We start from the raw sequence: 16,525 nt of genomic DNA, 5'->3' as shown, positions 1-16,525 counted from the left end.
CAGTCAGGTTGTTGACAAGATACGGACACATTTGTCCGCGCAAGAGGGAGCGAAGGTCGAAAATGGACCCGTTTCCCATAGTCAACAGTCCGCTGCGGGAAGGTAGTCGGGTTTCTTTCGTGTTTGCTTTTGTCGATTTAACGAACGACCAAGAAAGGCGGCTGGGATTGCGGGATAAAGATGCTATACTATAATAGATAAGAGATTGGATGCGAGTGAAAGACGGGATATTCGCTACATAGTTTGCATAGAAAACCAGGTACACGAGGCTTGAGGTGATATTGTGATCGAGATGCATGATGTTTGGAAAAGATACCCGAACGGTGTTGAGGCATTGCGGGGAATTGATGTCAAGATTGAGCAGGGAGAGTTCGTCTACGTCGTCGGACCGAGTGGTGCAGGTAAGAGTACCTTTATCAAGCTCATGTACCGGGAAGAGAAGCCGTCTAGCGGTGTCATCCTGATCAACGGCGTCAATGTCAAGCGCGTTCGCGATTGGAAAATTCCGTATTTGCGTCGCAATATCGGTGTGGTATTCCAAGACTACAAATTGTTGCCCAACATGACGGCGTATGAAAACGTCGCTTTCGCTATGGAGGCGATTGAAGCGCCGAGACGGCAGATTCGTCGGCGTGTGGAGGAAGTCTTGGAGCTGGTTGGTTTAGAGGATCGGATGCACGCCCTCCCGTCCCAGTTGTCTGGTGGAGAACAGCAACGTGTCTCCATCGCACGGGCGATCGTAAACAATCCCAGTTTCCTGATTGCGGACGAGCCTACGGGGAACCTGGATCCCGAAACCTCGTGGGACATTATGTATTTGCTGCAGGAGATCAACAATCGTGGAACGACCATCGTGATGGCGACGCACAACAAAGAGATTGTGAACACGATGCGCCAGCGCGTTATCGCCATCGAACAAGGCGTCATTGTAAGGGACGAGTTGCAGGGGGAATACGGTTATGAAGATTAGTACGATGTTCCGCCACGCTCGTGAGGCGGTCAAAAGTTTACGCAGGAACTCGTGGATGACGTTCGCCGCGGTCAGTGCGGTGGCGGTCACCTTGCTCATTTTTGGATTCTTTCTCGTGTTTGCCTTCAACGTTAGCTATTGGGCCAGCGAGCTGGACAAGCAGATGGGTGTAACAGCGTTCGTCTCGCAGACGGCCACTACGTATGACGTGGATGCGTTGAAAAAACAGATTTCGCAGATGCCGGAAGTGAAAAGCGTAGAATTCGTCCCTAAATCCGCGGGACTGGAACAGATGAAAAAGCAATGGGGGAAAGATTCCTCATTCCTGGAAGGATTGGAAGGAAACCAAAACCCGTTACCGGACATGTTCCGCATTGTGCCCAAAAACCCGCAAAAAATCGGGGAATTAGAGGCCAAGGTCAAACAGCTCAACCAAATCGATGATGCTGACTCCGGCGACGGGGTCTCCGACAGACTGCTCAATCTTTCCTATTACGTACGCATCGTCGTATTTGTCTTTGGGACCGGTTTGGCTGTTCTGGCTGCGTTCCTGATCTCCAATACCATCAAGCTGACCATCTTTGCCCGTCGTCGTGAAATTGAGATCATGCGGTTGGTGGGAGCGAGTAACTGGTTTATTCGATGGCCGTTTTTCATCGAAGGAGCCCTGATCGGGATTTTGGGATCGATTGTGCCGGTGGCGATCGTGTTGGTGGTGTATAACGCGTTCCTCCGCATTATGGATGCCGGTCAGGGGTACAACTTCTTCAAAGCATTGGACATGTGGCCTCTGTCCCTGTATGTTGCATTGTTGACCATGGTGTTGGGTGTAGTGATCGGGGTCTGGGGAAGTATCATGTCGATTCGTCGCTTCCTGAAAGTCTGATCATGTAAAAAACGAGTTGGAGGGGAATGGTGTGAAGCGCTTCTTTGTGTTGGCGGTAAGCCTTTGTCTGGCCTTGGGAGCCGTCTTGCCGCCTGCCGGCGCTTCGGCCCAATCGGGGCAGAGCGATATTGATCGGAAAAAGGAAGCCATCAAAGAACGGGACAAGCAGATTCAGCAAATCGAAAAAGAGAAAAAGGTAAAATCTCAGGATTTGCAGTCACTGATGAAGCAAATCGACGAGATGAAGCAACGGCTGGCAGCGTTGAATGATCAGGTATACCAAACCGAACAGCAGTTGCAACAGTCAAAGGCGCGTCTGTCGTTTTTGGAAAAGCAACTGGAGGAGCGGCAGGTCCTGTTTCGGAATCGCGTACGCCAGTTGTATATGCAGGGCAACATGTTTTACTTCGAAGCGCTGATCAAATCCGACTCGTTCGCACAATTCCTCTCCCGGCTTTATTGGGTACGCGAAGTAGTTAAGGCCGACCGGCAATTGATTACGGGTTTTCAGAAAGACCGGCAAGAAGTTGCACGTCAAAAATCCCTCATCGAGCAGCAGCTGCAACAGAAGAAACAGCAGATGGCCGAAGCAGAGGGTTTGCATAAACAACTGATCGCCGAATACCGTCGGAACGAAGCGCAATTGGCCAAGTTGGAGCAACAGCAATCTCAGTTGGAAGAACTGAACGAGCAGGACACCAAGCAGGTTCAGCAATGGATCGCGCAAAGGGAACGCGAGTTGGAAAAGCGCGCGTCCCGCGGTGAAAAAGGCGTTCAGACCCCACCCACCTATCAAGGCGGGAAATTTTACTGGCCTGTGGACGGTGGTCGCTTGACCTCCAAATTCGGCCTTCGTTACCATCCGATCAAGCATCGGTGGCGTCTTCATGCGGGCATCGACATTGCCGATCGTCTGGGATCACCGATTCACGCTGCCGCTGACGGCGTGGTGATGGAATCCCGTCCCGCTAGCGGTTATGGTTGGATCGTGGTCATCTATCACGGCAACAACTTGGCCACGTTGTATGCGCATGTGTATCCGCAGGATGTGCGGGTCAGCGTGGGACAGCACGTATCGCGGGGCCAGGTGATTGCAGCGGTTGGCAATAATGGGGTGTCAACTGGACCCCACCTGCACTTTGAAGTGCATAAAAACGGGGAACCGGTCGATCCCCTGCCTTATTTCCGATGATCCGTCGAAAACTGGAAGAACACGACATGGGGAGAGGGTTGGATGAAGCGCACGTTGCTTGTAATGGCACTGGCTGTCAGCTTGGTTTTCAGCGGACTGACGGTCAGTGGTGTGCACGCGGAGAGCAAATTGGACCAAACCAAAAAGGAATTACAGGATATCCGGAACCGGAAGTCGCAGAAAGAAGCTGATCTGGAAAAGGTGAAGAAACAGCTGGATGACAGCAAACAAAAAATGAATGAGCTGGAGAAAAAATTGGACGAACAAAACAAAAAAGTGGAGAAAGCGAAAAAAGATCTCCAGCAAGCGGAAAAAGACCTCAACATGCATGCGGCCATCTTCAAACAACGAGTCCGCGAGATTTACATCAAAGGCGACATGGGATACATGGAGGCACTGTTTTCAGCTGACTCGTTCAGCGAATTTCTGGCCCGTTTTGAGACGATCCGCCTCATCGTTAAACAGGATCGCACTCTGTTGAATCATTATTTCGAGGCCAGGGAGAAAAAAGAGAAAGATCAGCAAACGTTGTTGGCAGAGCAAAACAAATTGAAAGAGGAAAAAGCCAAGGCGGATGAAGAATATCAAAAAATTGCCGCCTTGGTGAAACAGCACGAAGATGCTTTGAGCAAGCTGGAGAACGATGAAGAAATCAAGCAGGAAGAGCTGGACAAGATCAGGGCGGAATTGGCCTACAGTCGCGGGGTGTATAGTGGTGGAAAATTGTTGAAACCGTGTAATGGGCCGATGACGTCCCCATACGGTTGGCGGATCAATCCGGTGACGGGAGAAGCCAAAATGCATGAAGGTGTGGACTTCGGCTGCCCGATGGGATCGCCCATCTATGCAGCGGCCAGTGGGAAAGTGATCGAAAACCGTCCATCCAACGGATACGGGTGGATTGTCGTGATCGACCACGGCGGTTTGGCCACCCTGTATGCTCACATGTACGGCAACACAGTCACTGTTAATGTGGGCGAACGCGTGGCTCGTGGTCAAAAAATCGCGGAAGTGGGCAACAACGGACGTTCCACCGGCCCGCACCTCCACTTCGAAGTACACAAAAACGGCCAGCCAGTAGATCCGGCGCCGTATTTAAGGTAATCATTCTCTTTTCTCAAATCCAGCAACAAGTCGACCCACCCAATTGGCCCAATCAAACGCGGGATGGATGCAGGGGATTACGAACGGGACATCCGTCCTGATTCGGGAACGGGTCGACTTTTTTTATATAGAAATTGGTGAAAACAGGTGATCAAACGAGATACTGGGTAAGGCAGCCACGGTTTCCGTTGACACCTGAAAGAAAACAATATGGAGAGAGGATTGGATGAAGCGTACGTTGCTTGTAATGGTACTGACGGTCAGCTTGGTTTTCAGCGGACTGATGATCAACGGGGTGCACGCGGAGAGCAAAGCGGACAAAACCAAGCAGGATTTGCAGAACATTCGCAACCAGAAGTCGCAAAAAGAAGCCGATCTGAAAAAGGTGAAGGAACAGCTGGATGACAGAAAACAAAAACTGAATGAGCTGGAGAAAAAATTAGATGAACAGAACAAAAAAGTGGAGAAAGCGAAAAAAGATCTCCAGCAAGCAGAAAAAGACCTCAACATGCATGCGGCTCTTTTCAAACAGCGAGTCCGCGAGATTTACGTCAAAGGCGACATGGGATATATGAAGGCGCTGTTTTCAGCTGGCTCATTCAGCGAATTCCTGATCCGTTTTGAGACGATTCGCCTGATCGTCAAACAGGATCGTGCCGTGTTGAATCATTATTTCGCGGCCAAGGAGAAAAAAGAGAAAGATCAGCAAACGTTGTTGGCAGAGCAAAACAAATTGAAAGAGGAAAAAGCCAAGGCAGACGAAGAATATCAAAAACTTGTCGCCTTGGTGAAACAGCACGAAGATGCTTTGAGCAAGCTGGAAAACGAAGAAGAGATCAAACAGGAAGAGTTGGACAAGATCAACGAAGAACTGGCTTACAGCAGTGGGGTATGGAGTGGCGGGAAATTGTCATTCCCGTGCAATGGGCCGATCACGTCTTCATTCGGTTATCGGCGCCACCCAGTGACGGGGGAACTAAGAATGCATGAAGGCGTGGACATTGGTTGCCCGATGGGGGCACCCATTCGTGCCGCGGCCAGCGGAATAGTGAGCAAAAGCGGTCCGTCCAACGGATACGGGTGGATTGTCGTCATTGACCACGGTGGATTAACCACCCTGTATGCTCATATGTACGGCAACACGGTCACGGTCAATGTGGGCGATCACGTGGCTCGCGGTCAAAAAATTGCGGAAGTGGGCAACAACGGTACTGGCACTGGCCCGCACTGTCACTTCGAAGTACGGAAAAACGGACGTTTGCAGGATCCGAAGTATTATTTATTGAGATAGCCCCTCTATTCGATTCCAGAACAAGTCGACCCATCCGATTGGTCCATCGCAAAATCGTGGATCATTCACCGATCCGGGAGCGGGTCGACTTTTTCATAATCCGATCCATCCTGCGATGATCCCGTGATCAGAGTGGCCTTTTTCCGGAACACGACTTTTGCAGGAGTGAGCGGGAAAAAGGCCGCTCGCGGACGAGGAAAACAGCACAACCGGGAGAGAGGGAGAATCGCAAAACCCGGTCCTATACTTTCAACATTAAGGATGCGCGGGGATGAATCCGGCGACACGTTGCGTTATAATAAATGGATGAACAAACCAATCTCGAAAAAAGCTGTACAGTCCCACGGACTGGTCAGCCTTTCTTTTTTCGATATGCCTGTTGGAATTCCAGACTATTCCCGGCCTGTCTATCATATATTATCTTCGACCTGCGATCGGGGATGAGTGGAGAATGAACAGGCTGACAAAGGTGGTGTCGACATGCAGTTTCGCGCACGGACGGTGGCGCTGATGGTGATCGTTTCCATCGTCCTCAGCAGTGTCACGACAGCCGCGGTGGTCAAAGACGGCGGCATTTTGGATCGGTTGGCAGGAACGCCGGCCTTGTGGTTGGACGGTGATTTGGCCGCGGCAGTACAAGGCGATGATGAGGGATTTGAAAAATTAAAAACGGCCTATGCCGTGATCAAGTCCCAATATGTAAGGGGAGCAAACGACAAAAAGCTGATTGACGGTGCCATCCAAGGGATGGTGGATTCGCTCGGAGACCCCTATTCCGTCTATATGGACCCGTCCACGGCCAAACAGTTTGAGTCCAATCTGGAATCGTCATTCCAGGGGATCGGTGCGGAAGTCACCATGAAAAACGGCAAGGTGACGATCGTCTCCCCGTTTAAGGATTCGCCGGCGGAAAAAGCGGGATTGCGACCCAATGACCAAGTGATCAAGGTGAATGGTGTCAGCTTGGAAGGAATGTCCCTGAATGAAGCGGTGATGAAAATTCGCGGCCCCAAGGGGACCATCGCCAAGCTGGAAGTGATTCGTCCCGGTTACAGCGGCGTATTGCACATCAACGTCAAGCGGGACAACATTCCCATCAAGACGGTTGAATCTAAAATGATGCCGGAACAGATTGGCTACATCCAGATAACGCAGTTTTCCAACGACACGGCGAAAGATTTCGGTAATCAGCTGAAACAGTTGGAAAGCAAGGGGATGAAAGGGCTGGTTATCGATGTGCGCGGCAATCCGGGCGGATTGTTGCCATCGGTACTCGATATAGCTGATCAGTTGGTACCTGGCGGGAAAAATGTGCTGATCACGCAGGATAAAGCCGGGAACAAAGTCGTTTATAAATCGAAGTTGCAAGGGAAAAAATCGTACCCGATCAGCGTCATGATCGATAAGGGCAGTGCCAGCGCGTCGGAGATTCTGGCTGCCGCATTGAAGGAATCCGCCGGAGCGCAAGTGGTGGGCGAGAAGTCGTTCGGCAAGGGAACGGTGCAGACAGTGAAGGACTTTGGCGATGGCAGCAACCTGAAGCTGACCGTAGCCAAATGGCTGACACCCAGCGGCACCTGGATCGACCAGCACGGCGGAACCGGGGGAATCCAACCGACGCTTCCGGTGAAGTCTCCGGAATATGAACAGGCAACTCCACCGTCGCCCGGACAGACGCTGAAGCGGGACATGAATTCTCCGGCGGTACGCAATCTGCAGATGGTGTTGGACGGTTTGGGATTCAATCCGGGTCGGAAAGACGGTTATTTTGATCAGAAAACGGAATTGGCCGTCAAATCCTTCCAAAAAATAAAAGGCTTGCCGATGACCGGAGTAGTCGATGACAAAACCGCTGCCAAAATACAAGATGCATTTATTGCGATGTTGCGCGATCCGGCCAATGACGTGCAATTGCAAGTGGCCATCGAAGCAATCAAGAAAAAGATCCGCTAAATAAAAAAAGGAAAATCAAACCGCTTGTCGAAGATCAACCCCACGACGAGGTTCGCCGTGGGGTTTTGATTGTAAATTGCCCAGGAGGGATCGGCTTGACTTCATGGTTGGCTTTTCCATTGTCGTCACCGAACACATGGAAAGCCTTGTTGGTTCATCCGTTGTGGTGGACGGCTTTGGTGTGCATGTTGATGCAATTTGTGTTTAAAGGCTTGCGGGAATGGCGAAAATACGGTCGGCGTCTGGATCCACCCACGCCATTGTTGTTACGCACGTTTTTTTGGGGAGCGGTGGGCGGAGGAGTGTGTTCGGTTTTCGCTTCATTTTGGCAGTGGGAAGTCCGTCCCATGGAGTTGTGGTGGATCTGGGGATGGACGGTGGTGCTAGGGTTGTTCCGGCTGCGTTGGGCATGTGCAGCTTATGGAGGCGGATTGTTGGCCTTATTCGCTCTTCTAGCGTCACATGTGTCGGCTGAGCAAGTGCCGCCGGAATGGCTGGACGCATGGCGAAGATTGTCCATGGTCTCCGTGACGGACTGGTTATACTTGATCGGTTTGCTGCATGTGCTGGAGTGGTTGTTAATCCGGTTGGACGGATTGACCGGATTTATTCCGGAAACGGTCCGGCACCGGGACGGGTACATCGTCGGTGGATTCCGACTGCAAAAACTGTGGGCGGTTCCGCTCGTAGTTCCGACTGCGGGCGGATGGTTGCCGTTGCCTTTGTTGCTGGGCTTCTCTCGTCTCAACCTGTCAATGATCCATCAGCAGCAAAAACGACGGGCATCCACCTTTGCTCTGCTGTATGCATTGATATTGGCAGGTTTGACCTGGGTGTCCACATGGTGGACCCCATTGATATGGGCGGCTGCCATTTTTGCCGTGGTCGGCCATGAGGCCGTCTATCTGGTTGGGAAATGGCGGGAAAAAAGGAGAGAACCAAGGTTTGCCTCCCATTTTCGCGGGCTGTCGGTGTTGGCCGTGTTGCCGGATACGCCGGCGTCTCAGATGGGCATTCGTCCCGGTGAACGGATTACCCGGATGAATGGCGTTCACATTCGGACGGTGGACGATATCCGTTTGGCGATGCAAAAGTCGCCCGCTTATTGCAAGCTGGAAGTGGTGGATGAATTGGGGGAAACGAGACTGGTGCAGCGAGCGATATACGAGGGGGACCCATCAGATCTCGGTGTGATCCCCTCCCCAGGCCCGATCAATCGGATCTCCTCACCCGTTTCGGAGGCGGTTTCTCCCTAGCGTGTGTTTGATGAATACAGTCCAGCCAGCAAAGTGGTAACCATCACGGGTGCGCCCGTTTTCCCTCGCTCGCAGCTCAAAGGTTGCTTGTGGGAAAACGGCCACCCTCTTTTTGGGTAGCGGGTCCGAATATCCTCTGGATGTGGCTAGAGAGCGAAGACGGGAAATCGGAGCCTGCGGACTTTGTCAACAACCTGTCGCTCCCGTTTTGGGAGCGTTCTTTTGTTGGCAGTGGTGAAGAGGCAGGGACATAGGGGGACATACATGCCATCGAAGGGCGAAAATGATTCTCTTGGACGGGCGAATCTGGGTGTGAGGTTACGGAGAGGAGAGCGAAAGACGGCTTGTTTGCACATCAGGCCTGACGTGATGGTTTGAAAATGGTGGGTTTGCGGCAACGATAAGGGAAGACGGGTTTGTATACAGATCTTTATCAATCGGATGAAAGTTTGTCTAGTTATTTCATCAGGGAACCATGTTCCCGGATGAGTGACGATCTAAGCTCAACCGAGCATCGATCCGGAAATCCGAGGATCAAATCGCTGACAATCTCCGCTAAAGATGTGTGAGATTTGCCAGACATGTCCTAGAACGGATGTTCCCTTATCTGTTTTTTATTATGATATAATAAAAAGGATGAAGAAGCGGAGCCGAGGTGATGGGCCTTGGAACGGTTGTTTCAATTGGTGTCCGAATACGAGCCGCGCGGCGATCAGCCGAAAGCGATCGAACAGCTGACACAAGGCGTTCTGTCAGGGAAAAAGTTTCAGACCTTGTTGGGAGCTACAGGAACGGGGAAAACGTTCACGATTGCACACACGATCGCCCGGGTGAACAAACCGACGCTGGTGATTGCACCCAACAAAACGCTGGCCGCCCAGCTGTGCGGGGAGCTGAAGGAGTTTTTCCCGCACAATGCGGTGGAGTATTTTGTCAGTTATTATGATTATTATCAGCCGGAAGCCTATGTGCCGCAAACGGACACATATATCGAGAAAGACGCGTCCATTAACGACGAGATCGACAAATTGCGCCACTCGGCCACGAGTGCATTGTTGGAGCGGCGGGACGTCATTATCGTGGCCAGTGTTTCCTGCATTTATGGCTTGGGTTCACCGGATGAGTACCGTGAACAGGTTCTGTCTCTGCGCGTCGGGATGGAGCGGGATCGGAATGAGGTCCTGCGAAAACTGGTGGATATCCAGTATCAGCGCAACGACATCAATTTCGTTCGCGGTACTTTCCGCGTACGGGGCGACGTGTTGGAGATCTTCCCCGTTTCACGGAGCGAGCAGGCAGTTCGGGTCGAATTTTTCGGTGACGAGATCGACCGAATTCGCGAGATCGACGTTGTCACGGGCGAAATTATCGGGGATCGCGAACATGTGGCCATCTTCCCCGCATCCCACTATGTAACGCGGGAAGAAGTCATGCGTCGTGCGCTCCGCGATATTGAACAGGAGCTGCAGGAGCGGTTGGCCGAATTGCGCGATCAGGGCAAATTGCTGGAAGCCCAGCGGCTCGAACAGCGTACCCGCTACGATATGGAGATGATGCGGGAGATGGGATTCTGTTCGGGCATCGAAAACTATTCCCGTCATCTGGTGGGCAAAAAAGCGGGTGAACCGCCGTATACGCTGTTGGACTATTTCCCCGATGATTATCTGATGGTCATCGACGAATCACACGTGACCGTGCCCCAGATCCGCGGGATGTACAATGGGGACATGTCGCGCAAAGAGGTATTGGTGGAGCACGGTTTTCGCCTTCCCTCGGCCAAGGATAACCGGCCCCTCAAATTTGAGGAGTTTGAGGAACGGATCAATCAAGTGATCTTCGTTTCGGCCACCCCGGGCCCATACGAGCTGGAAAAAGCACCAGACGTCGTGGAGCAGATTATTCGTCCCACCGGACTGGTCGACCCCAAAGTGCATGTGCGGCCGATTGAGGGGCAGATCGACGATCTGATCGGTGAAATCCACAAGCGGATCGAACGGGACGAGCGGGTGCTGGTCACCACACTGACCAAAAAGATGGCCGAAGATTTGACGGACTATCTGAAAGACGTCGGGATCAAGGTGCGCTATTTGCATTCGGACATCAAAACGATCGAGCGGATGCAGATTTTGCGCGACTTACGGTTGGGTGAATTCGACGTCTTGGTGGGGATCAACCTGCTCCGGGAAGGATTGGACCTGCCCGAGGTGTCTTTGGTGGCTATCCTGGATGCGGACAAGGAAGGTTTCCTGCGTGCAGAGCGCTCCCTGATCCAGACGATTGGCCGTGCAGCACGCAATGCCAACGGCGAAGTCATCATGTACGCAGACACGATCACCGAATCGATGCGTAAGGCGATCGACGAGACGGAGCGCCGTCGCCGTATTCAGATCGCATACAACGAGAAGCACGGCATTACACCGCAGACCGTGCGCAAAAAAGTGCGCGATGTGATTGAAGCCACCAAGGTGGCTGAAGATGGACCCACATACGAAACGCCCAACCGGGCTGGGAAAATGACCAAGAAAGAGCGTCAACGATTGATCGCCCAGCTGGAGAAAGAGATGAAAGCGGCAGCCAAGGAGTTGGAGTTTGAGCGGGCGGCGGAGCTTCGGGATATGATCATCGAACTGAAAGCGGAGGGAGCATAAACACATGGCACAGGATCACATCGTGGTTCGCGGCGCGCGTGTGCACAACCTGAAAAATATCGACGTCACCATTCCGCGGGACAAGTTCGTCGTGTTGACGGGATTGAGCGGATCGGGCAAATCTTCGCTCGCCTTCGACACCATCTATGCGGAGGGACAACGCCGTTACGTGGAATCCCTCTCCGCCTATGCCCGCCAGTTTCTCGGCCAGATGGATAAACCCGACGTCGACGCCATCGAAGGTTTGTCTCCTGCTATTTCCATCGACCAGAAAACGACCAGCCGCAACCCGCGTTCAACGGTGGGGACGGTGACGGAGATTTACGATTACCTTCGCCTGTTGTTTGCTCGTATCGGTCGGCCCACCTGTCCCGAACACGGAATCGAGATCTCTTCGCAGACGGTACAGCAAATGGTGGACCGGATTATGGAGCTGCCTGAGCGGACGCGGATTCAGGTTTTGGCCCCGATGGTGAAGGGACGTAAAGGGGAACATGTCAAACTGTTGCAGGACATCAGCAAACAGGGGTTTGTCCGGGTGCGGATCGACGGGGAGATCCGGGACTTGTCCGAAGAGATCAAACTGGAAAAGAACAAAAAACACTCCATCGAAGTCGTAGTAGACCGTCTCGTCGTCAAACCGGGTATCGAGACCCGGTTGACCGACTCGATCGAAACGGCGCTGGGTCTGACGGACGGCCAGGTATTGATCGATGTCGTGGATGGGGAGGAACTGTTGTTCAGCCAGAACCTGGCTTGTCCGGAGTGCGGATTCAGCATCGACGAACTTTCGCCCCGGATGTTCTCGTTCAACAGCCCGTTCGGTGCGTGTCCGACCTGCGACGGCTTGGGAAGCCGGATGGAAATTGATCCTGATCTGGTGGTGCCGGACCCGGAGAAAACGATTCGGGAAGGGGCGCTGGAGCCGTGGGCCCACTCGTCCAGCAATTATTACGAACAACTGTTGGAAGCGGTCTGTGACCATTTCGGAATCGACATGGATCGACCATTTGCCGAACTTTCGCAGGAAGAGCGGGATCTCTTGTTGTACGGCACGAAAGAGCGGATTCCGTTCCGTTACACCAATGATCTGGGGCATCGACGCGAAACTCAGGTGCGATTCGAAGGTGTGGTCAACAACCTGCAACGGCGTTACCACGAGACCAGTTCCGATTCGGTTCGCGAAATGATCGAAAACTATATGAGCACCAAGGCATGTCCCACTTGCAAAGGAGCCCGTTTGCGCAAAGAAAGCCTGCATGTCTTTGTCGGCGGGAAAAACATCGACTATGTGACGCGGTTATCCATACGCGACGCTCTTTCGTTCTTCGACAACCTGGAACTGGATAAAAAAGAGCAACAGATCGCCCGTCAAGTGTTGAAGGAAATCCGGGAACGGCTCGGCTTTCTGGTCAACGTGGGGCTGGATTACCTCACCTTGCACCGTTCGGCGGGCACGCTTTCCGGTGGGGAAGCCCAGCGCATCCGTTTGGCCACCCAGATCGGTTCTTCGTTGATGGGGGTCCTCTACATTTTGGACGAGCCGAGCATCGGACTGCACCAACGGGACAACAACCGTTTGATCGAGACGTTGGAGAGGATGCGCGATCTGGGCAATACGCTGATCGTCGTGGAGCACGATGAAGATACGATGCTGGCTGCCGATTACATTATTGACATCGGCCCGGGTGCCGGTGCACATGGGGGACGTGTCGTGGCAGCAGGCACACCGGAAGAGGTGATGCGCCATCCCGAGTCGCTCACAGGGCAATATTTGAGCGGGCGCAAATTCATCCCGCTGCCCGAAGAACGGCGCAAACCCAACGGCAAGTGGCTGGAGGTACGCGGTGCCAGAGAGAACAACCTGAAAAACATCGACGTCCGAATCCCGCTCGGGGTATTTACCTGTGTGACAGGCGTCTCCGGTTCCGGTAAAAGTACGCTGGTCAATGAAGTGCTGCACAAAGCGTTGGCCCGTCAATTGAACAAGGCCAAAGTGATTCCCGGCGCCCACGACGAAATCGTCGGGATGGAGCATTTGGACAAAGTGATCGATATCGACCAGTCTCCGATCGGGCGTACGCCGCGTTCCAATCCGGCCACCTACACCGGCGTGTTCGACGATATCCGTGAAGTGTTTGCGTCGACGCCGGAGGCCAAAGTACGCGGTTACAAGAAAGGGCGTTTCAGCTTCAACGTCAAGGGAGGACGTTGTGAAGCCTGCCGGGGGGACGGGATCATCAAGATCGAGATGCACTTTTTGCCGGACGTCTATGTACCGTGTGAGGAGTGCAAAGGCAAACGGTACAACCGCGATACGTTGGAGATCAAATACAAAGGAAAGAACGTCGCCGATGTGCTGGAGATGACCGTGGAGGAAGCGCTGGAGTTCTTCCAAAACATCCCGCGCATCAAGCGCAAGCTTCAAACCTTGTACGATGTCGGTTTGGGATATATGAAACTGGGTCAACCGGCAACAACGCTCTCCGGCGGAGAAGCCCAGCGCGTCAAGCTGGCTTCTGAGTTGTACAAACGGAGCAATGGCCGAACGCTGTATATCCTGGATGAACCGACCACCGGTTTGCATATCGATGATATCGCTCGTCTGCTCCAAGTATTGCAACGGTTGGTGGACAACGGGGACACAGTGCTGGTGATCGAACACAATCTGGACGTGATCAAGACAGCCGATTACATCATCGACCTCGGACCGGAAGGAGGATCCGGGGGAGGCACCATCGTCGCTGCGGGTACTCCCGAAGAAGTGGTGGAAGTCGAGGCTTCCCACACTGGACGTTACCTGAAGCCCATCTTGGAACGGGATCGTCAACGGATGGAACAGTGGATGAAGGAATTGGAGCGCAAGGTCTCCGCATCATCTTGAGATCTCAAAGGGAAGACTTTGTCAAAAATCTGAGCCGCCGGAAGGCGGCGCTTTTTGTACGGGCACACCCGGAAAAGGGGGGAGAAAATGAACAGGAGATATATCCAGATATACGAAGATATCAAGGGGAAAATATTAGAGCATCATTATCTTCCCGGCGATAAGCTGCCGTCTGAAAATGATTTGTGCCGCCATTATGGAGTCAGTAGAGGAACCATTCGAAGAGCGTTGGATTTATTGGCTGAAGAGGGAATGATTCACAGTCTGCACGGAAAAGGCGTATTTGTGTTAGAAAACAAACCGATCACCTTTTCGGTGGGCGGACTTGTCAGTTTCAAGGAAGCCAGTGAATACAGCGGGCAAACTTTTATCACCCATGTTCCCAAGTTGGAAAGCGTGATCATCAACCCTCCTCTACACAAAAAAACCCAGCTGCCGCTCGGGAAAGAGGCGTATCATCTGTATCGCGTTCGACAGTTGGATGGGGAAAACATCATTTTGGACATCAACTATTTTTTAAAGGATGTCGTGACCGATCTGACAAAGGAGATCGCGGAAAACTCCATCTACGAGTATATGGAACAAACGTTGCAACTCAAAATCGGTTTTGCCCGAAGAGTGATCCGAGTTGAGCCGGCTACTTCGAAAGACAAGGAATATCTGGACCTTCAGCCGAACAGTCCCTTTGTCGTGGTAGTGAAGAATTTTGTCCATTTATATGATGGAACCCAGTTTGAGTATACCGAATCCCGACACCGACCCGACCGATTTGTTTTTACGGATTTTGCTCGTCGCCGATAAGGCGACTTTTTTTTGAACTTGTATAGACAAGTATTGACGAAACTTGTATATACAAGTTATCATAATGTCGAAAAATGTAAGCGGTTACAGCTGAGGGGGGAACAACATGGATGCGATGAAGCATTCGGTGGAACGGATCGTCCAAGCTGTTGGGGGTAAGGACAATATCGTCACCGCTTCCCATTGTGTCACGCGGTTGAGACTGGTCTTGAAAGACGAAGGGAAAGTCGACAAAAATGCGCTGGAACGTGTGGATGTGGTCAAAGGTTCCTTTTCCGCCAACGGACAGTTTCAGATTGTCATCGGTTCTGGCGTTGAGAAAGCATACGGATATTTACTTGAAATCACGGGCTTGCAACATGCCACCAAGGAAGAGGTCAAAAGCGAAGCGGAGAAGAAACTGAATCCTCTTCAGCGACTCATCAAAATATTGGGAGATATCTTCATTCCGCTTCTGCCGGCGATTGTGAGTGCGGGTCTGTTGATGGGGATTAACAATATATTGACGGGAAAGGGCATTTTCTATCCCAATCAGGCCTTGATCGACGTCCATCCGGAATGGAAGGATTTAGCCGGCATCATCAATTTGATCGCCAACACCGCGTTTGTCTTTTTGCCGGGGCTGATCGGTTGGTCTGCCGTCAAACGTTTTGGGGGCAGTGAGCTACTGGGCATTGTACTGGGATTGATGTTGATCCACCCAGACTTGATGAATGCCTGGAGTTACGCCGAAGCTGTCTCAAAAGGAACCGTTCCATACTGGCACGTATTTGGTTTGAGCATCCAGAAAATAGGATACCAAGGTCAAGTCTTGCCGGTACTTGTATCCGCTTTCGTGTTGACCAAGATTGAATTGTATCTGAGAAAACGGGTACCGGAAGGTTTTCAACTGCTGTTGGTGGCACCTATCGCGCTTTTGGTCACCGGATTTCTGTCTTTCATTGTGATTGGGCCCGTCACATTTGCTATTGGGAAAGAGATTACATCTGCATTTGTTTGGGTCTTCCATCAATTGCCGTTGATCGGGGGGCTTATTTATGGTGCATTCTACGCACCTTTGGTCGTCACCGGCATGCACCATACATTCCTGGCCGTGGATTTGCAGCTGATCGCAAACACGGGCGGTACCTTCCTGTGGCCGATTCTGGCGCTGTCCAATATCTCACAAGGGTCGGCAGCGTTGGCCATGATGTTTGTGTCCAAAGATGAAAAGGTCAAGGGGATGTCTTTGGTCTCCACGATCTCCGCTTATCTCGGCATCACAGAGCCGGCGATGTTCGGGATCAACATCCGCTACCGTTATCCTTTTTATTGCGGCATGATCGGGTCCGCCATCGCAGCAGTGGTGATCACGTCTCAACATGTCAAAGCTTCTTCAATCGGCGTGGGAGGTCTTCCTGGGTTCCTGTCCATTTTCCCGCAGTATTGGGGCGTGTTCTTCGTCGGAATGGCCATTGCCTTGGTCGTGCCTTTCGTATTGACGACCGTATGGGGAAAATCGAAAAAGAAATCCGCATAACCACATCAAAAAGGTGATAGA

At 52.1% G+C, this 16,525-nt stretch carries 11 protein-coding genes; all 11 read left to right on the top strand.

Annotation, left to right across the window (positions count from 1 at the left end; translation table 11 throughout):
* Window positions 1–283: 283 nt before the first annotated feature.
* The 11 genes from ftsE to treP all read left to right on the top strand — a co-directional run bounded on the left by ftsE (window position 284) and on the right by treP (window position 16,504).
* A complete protein-coding gene (gene ftsE, locus KI215_RS14625) occupies window positions 284–970 on the top strand; it encodes a cell division ATP-binding protein FtsE (RefSeq protein WP_212773420.1) in 687 nt (228 codons plus the stop codon).
* Entirely contained in the window at window positions 960–1,856 is an 897-nt protein-coding gene (gene ftsX / locus KI215_RS14620; RefSeq protein WP_212773419.1) for a permease-like cell division protein FtsX, read from the top strand. Before ftsE ends, ftsX begins: the two co-directional genes overlap by 11 nt.
* A 31-nt stretch (window positions 1,857–1,887) precedes the next feature.
* Window positions 1,888–3,048, top strand: coding sequence for a murein hydrolase activator EnvC family protein (locus tag KI215_RS14615; protein ID WP_212773418.1), 1,161 nt, complete (start codon window positions 1,888–1,890; stop codon window positions 3,046–3,048).
* Between the two features lie 42 nt (window positions 3,049–3,090).
* Window positions 3,091–4,152, top strand: coding sequence for a murein hydrolase activator EnvC family protein (locus tag KI215_RS14610; RefSeq protein ID WP_212773417.1), 1,062 nt, complete (start codon window positions 3,091–3,093; stop codon window positions 4,150–4,152).
* Between the two features lie 226 nt (window positions 4,153–4,378).
* Window positions 4,379–5,443, top strand: a complete 1,065-nt coding sequence (locus KI215_RS14605) for a murein hydrolase activator EnvC family protein (protein ID WP_212773416.1) — start codon at window positions 4,379–4,381, stop codon at window positions 5,441–5,443.
* A gap of 480 nt (window positions 5,444–5,923) precedes the next feature.
* On the top strand, window positions 5,924–7,396 hold the full coding sequence (locus KI215_RS14600) for a S41 family peptidase (RefSeq protein WP_212773415.1): 1,473 nt from the start codon (window positions 5,924–5,926) through the stop codon (window positions 7,394–7,396).
* A gap of 95 nt (window positions 7,397–7,491) precedes the next feature.
* Complete coding sequence (locus KI215_RS14595; RefSeq protein WP_212773414.1) at window positions 7,492–8,652, top strand: PDZ domain-containing protein; 1,161 nt, start codon at window positions 7,492–7,494, stop codon at window positions 8,650–8,652.
* Window positions 8,653–9,317: 665 nt separating this feature from the next.
* Complete coding sequence (gene uvrB, locus KI215_RS14590) at window positions 9,318–11,300, top strand: excinuclease ABC subunit UvrB (RefSeq protein WP_212773413.1); 1,983 nt, start codon at window positions 9,318–9,320, stop codon at window positions 11,298–11,300.
* Window positions 11,301–11,304: 4 nt separating this feature from the next.
* Window positions 11,305–14,184, top strand: coding sequence for an excinuclease ABC subunit UvrA (gene uvrA / locus KI215_RS14585; RefSeq protein ID WP_212773412.1), 2,880 nt, complete (start codon window positions 11,305–11,307; stop codon window positions 14,182–14,184).
* Between the two features lie 87 nt (window positions 14,185–14,271).
* The gene (gene treR, locus KI215_RS14580) at window positions 14,272–14,985 is read left to right on the top strand and encodes a trehalose operon repressor (protein WP_212773411.1); all 714 of its coding nucleotides are present in this window, start codon (window positions 14,272–14,274) and stop codon (window positions 14,983–14,985) included.
* A 106-nt stretch (window positions 14,986–15,091) separates the two neighbouring features.
* Window positions 15,092–16,504: a PTS system trehalose-specific EIIBC component gene (gene treP, locus KI215_RS14575; RefSeq protein WP_212773410.1), complete on the top strand. Its 1,413-nt coding sequence runs from the start codon at window positions 15,092–15,094 to the stop codon at window positions 16,502–16,504.
* Window positions 16,505–16,525 lie beyond the last annotated feature (21 nt).

This window comes from Polycladomyces abyssicola (genome assembly GCF_018326425.1).
Lineage (GTDB): Bacteria > Bacillota > Bacilli > Thermoactinomycetales > JIR-001 > Polycladomyces > Polycladomyces abyssicola.
The sequence above is the reverse complement of the archived record's forward strand: the minus strand, read 5'-3'. Positions and strand labels throughout refer to the sequence as shown.

Bases quoted from the DNA above. Each gene is read 5' to 3' on its own strand.
- ftsX (WP_212773419.1), top strand. From the start codon at position 960: ATGAAGATTAGTACGATGTTCCGCCACGCTCGTGAGGCGGTCAAAAGT.
- KI215_RS14610 (WP_212773417.1), top strand. From the start codon at position 3,091: ATGAAGCGCACGTTGCTTGTAATGGCACTGGCTGTCAGCTTGGTTTTC.
- KI215_RS14605 (WP_212773416.1), top strand. From the start codon at position 4,379: ATGAAGCGTACGTTGCTTGTAATGGTACTGACGGTCAGCTTGGTTTTC.
- KI215_RS14600 (WP_212773415.1), top strand. From the start codon at position 5,924: ATGCAGTTTCGCGCACGGACGGTGGCGCTGATGGTGATCGTTTCCATC.
- uvrA (WP_212773412.1), top strand. From the start codon at position 11,305: ATGGCACAGGATCACATCGTGGTTCGCGGCGCGCGTGTGCACAACCTG.
- treR (WP_212773411.1), top strand. From the start codon at position 14,272: ATGAACAGGAGATATATCCAGATATACGAAGATATCAAGGGGAAAATA.
- treP (WP_212773410.1), top strand. From the start codon at position 15,092: ATGGATGCGATGAAGCATTCGGTGGAACGGATCGTCCAAGCTGTTGGG.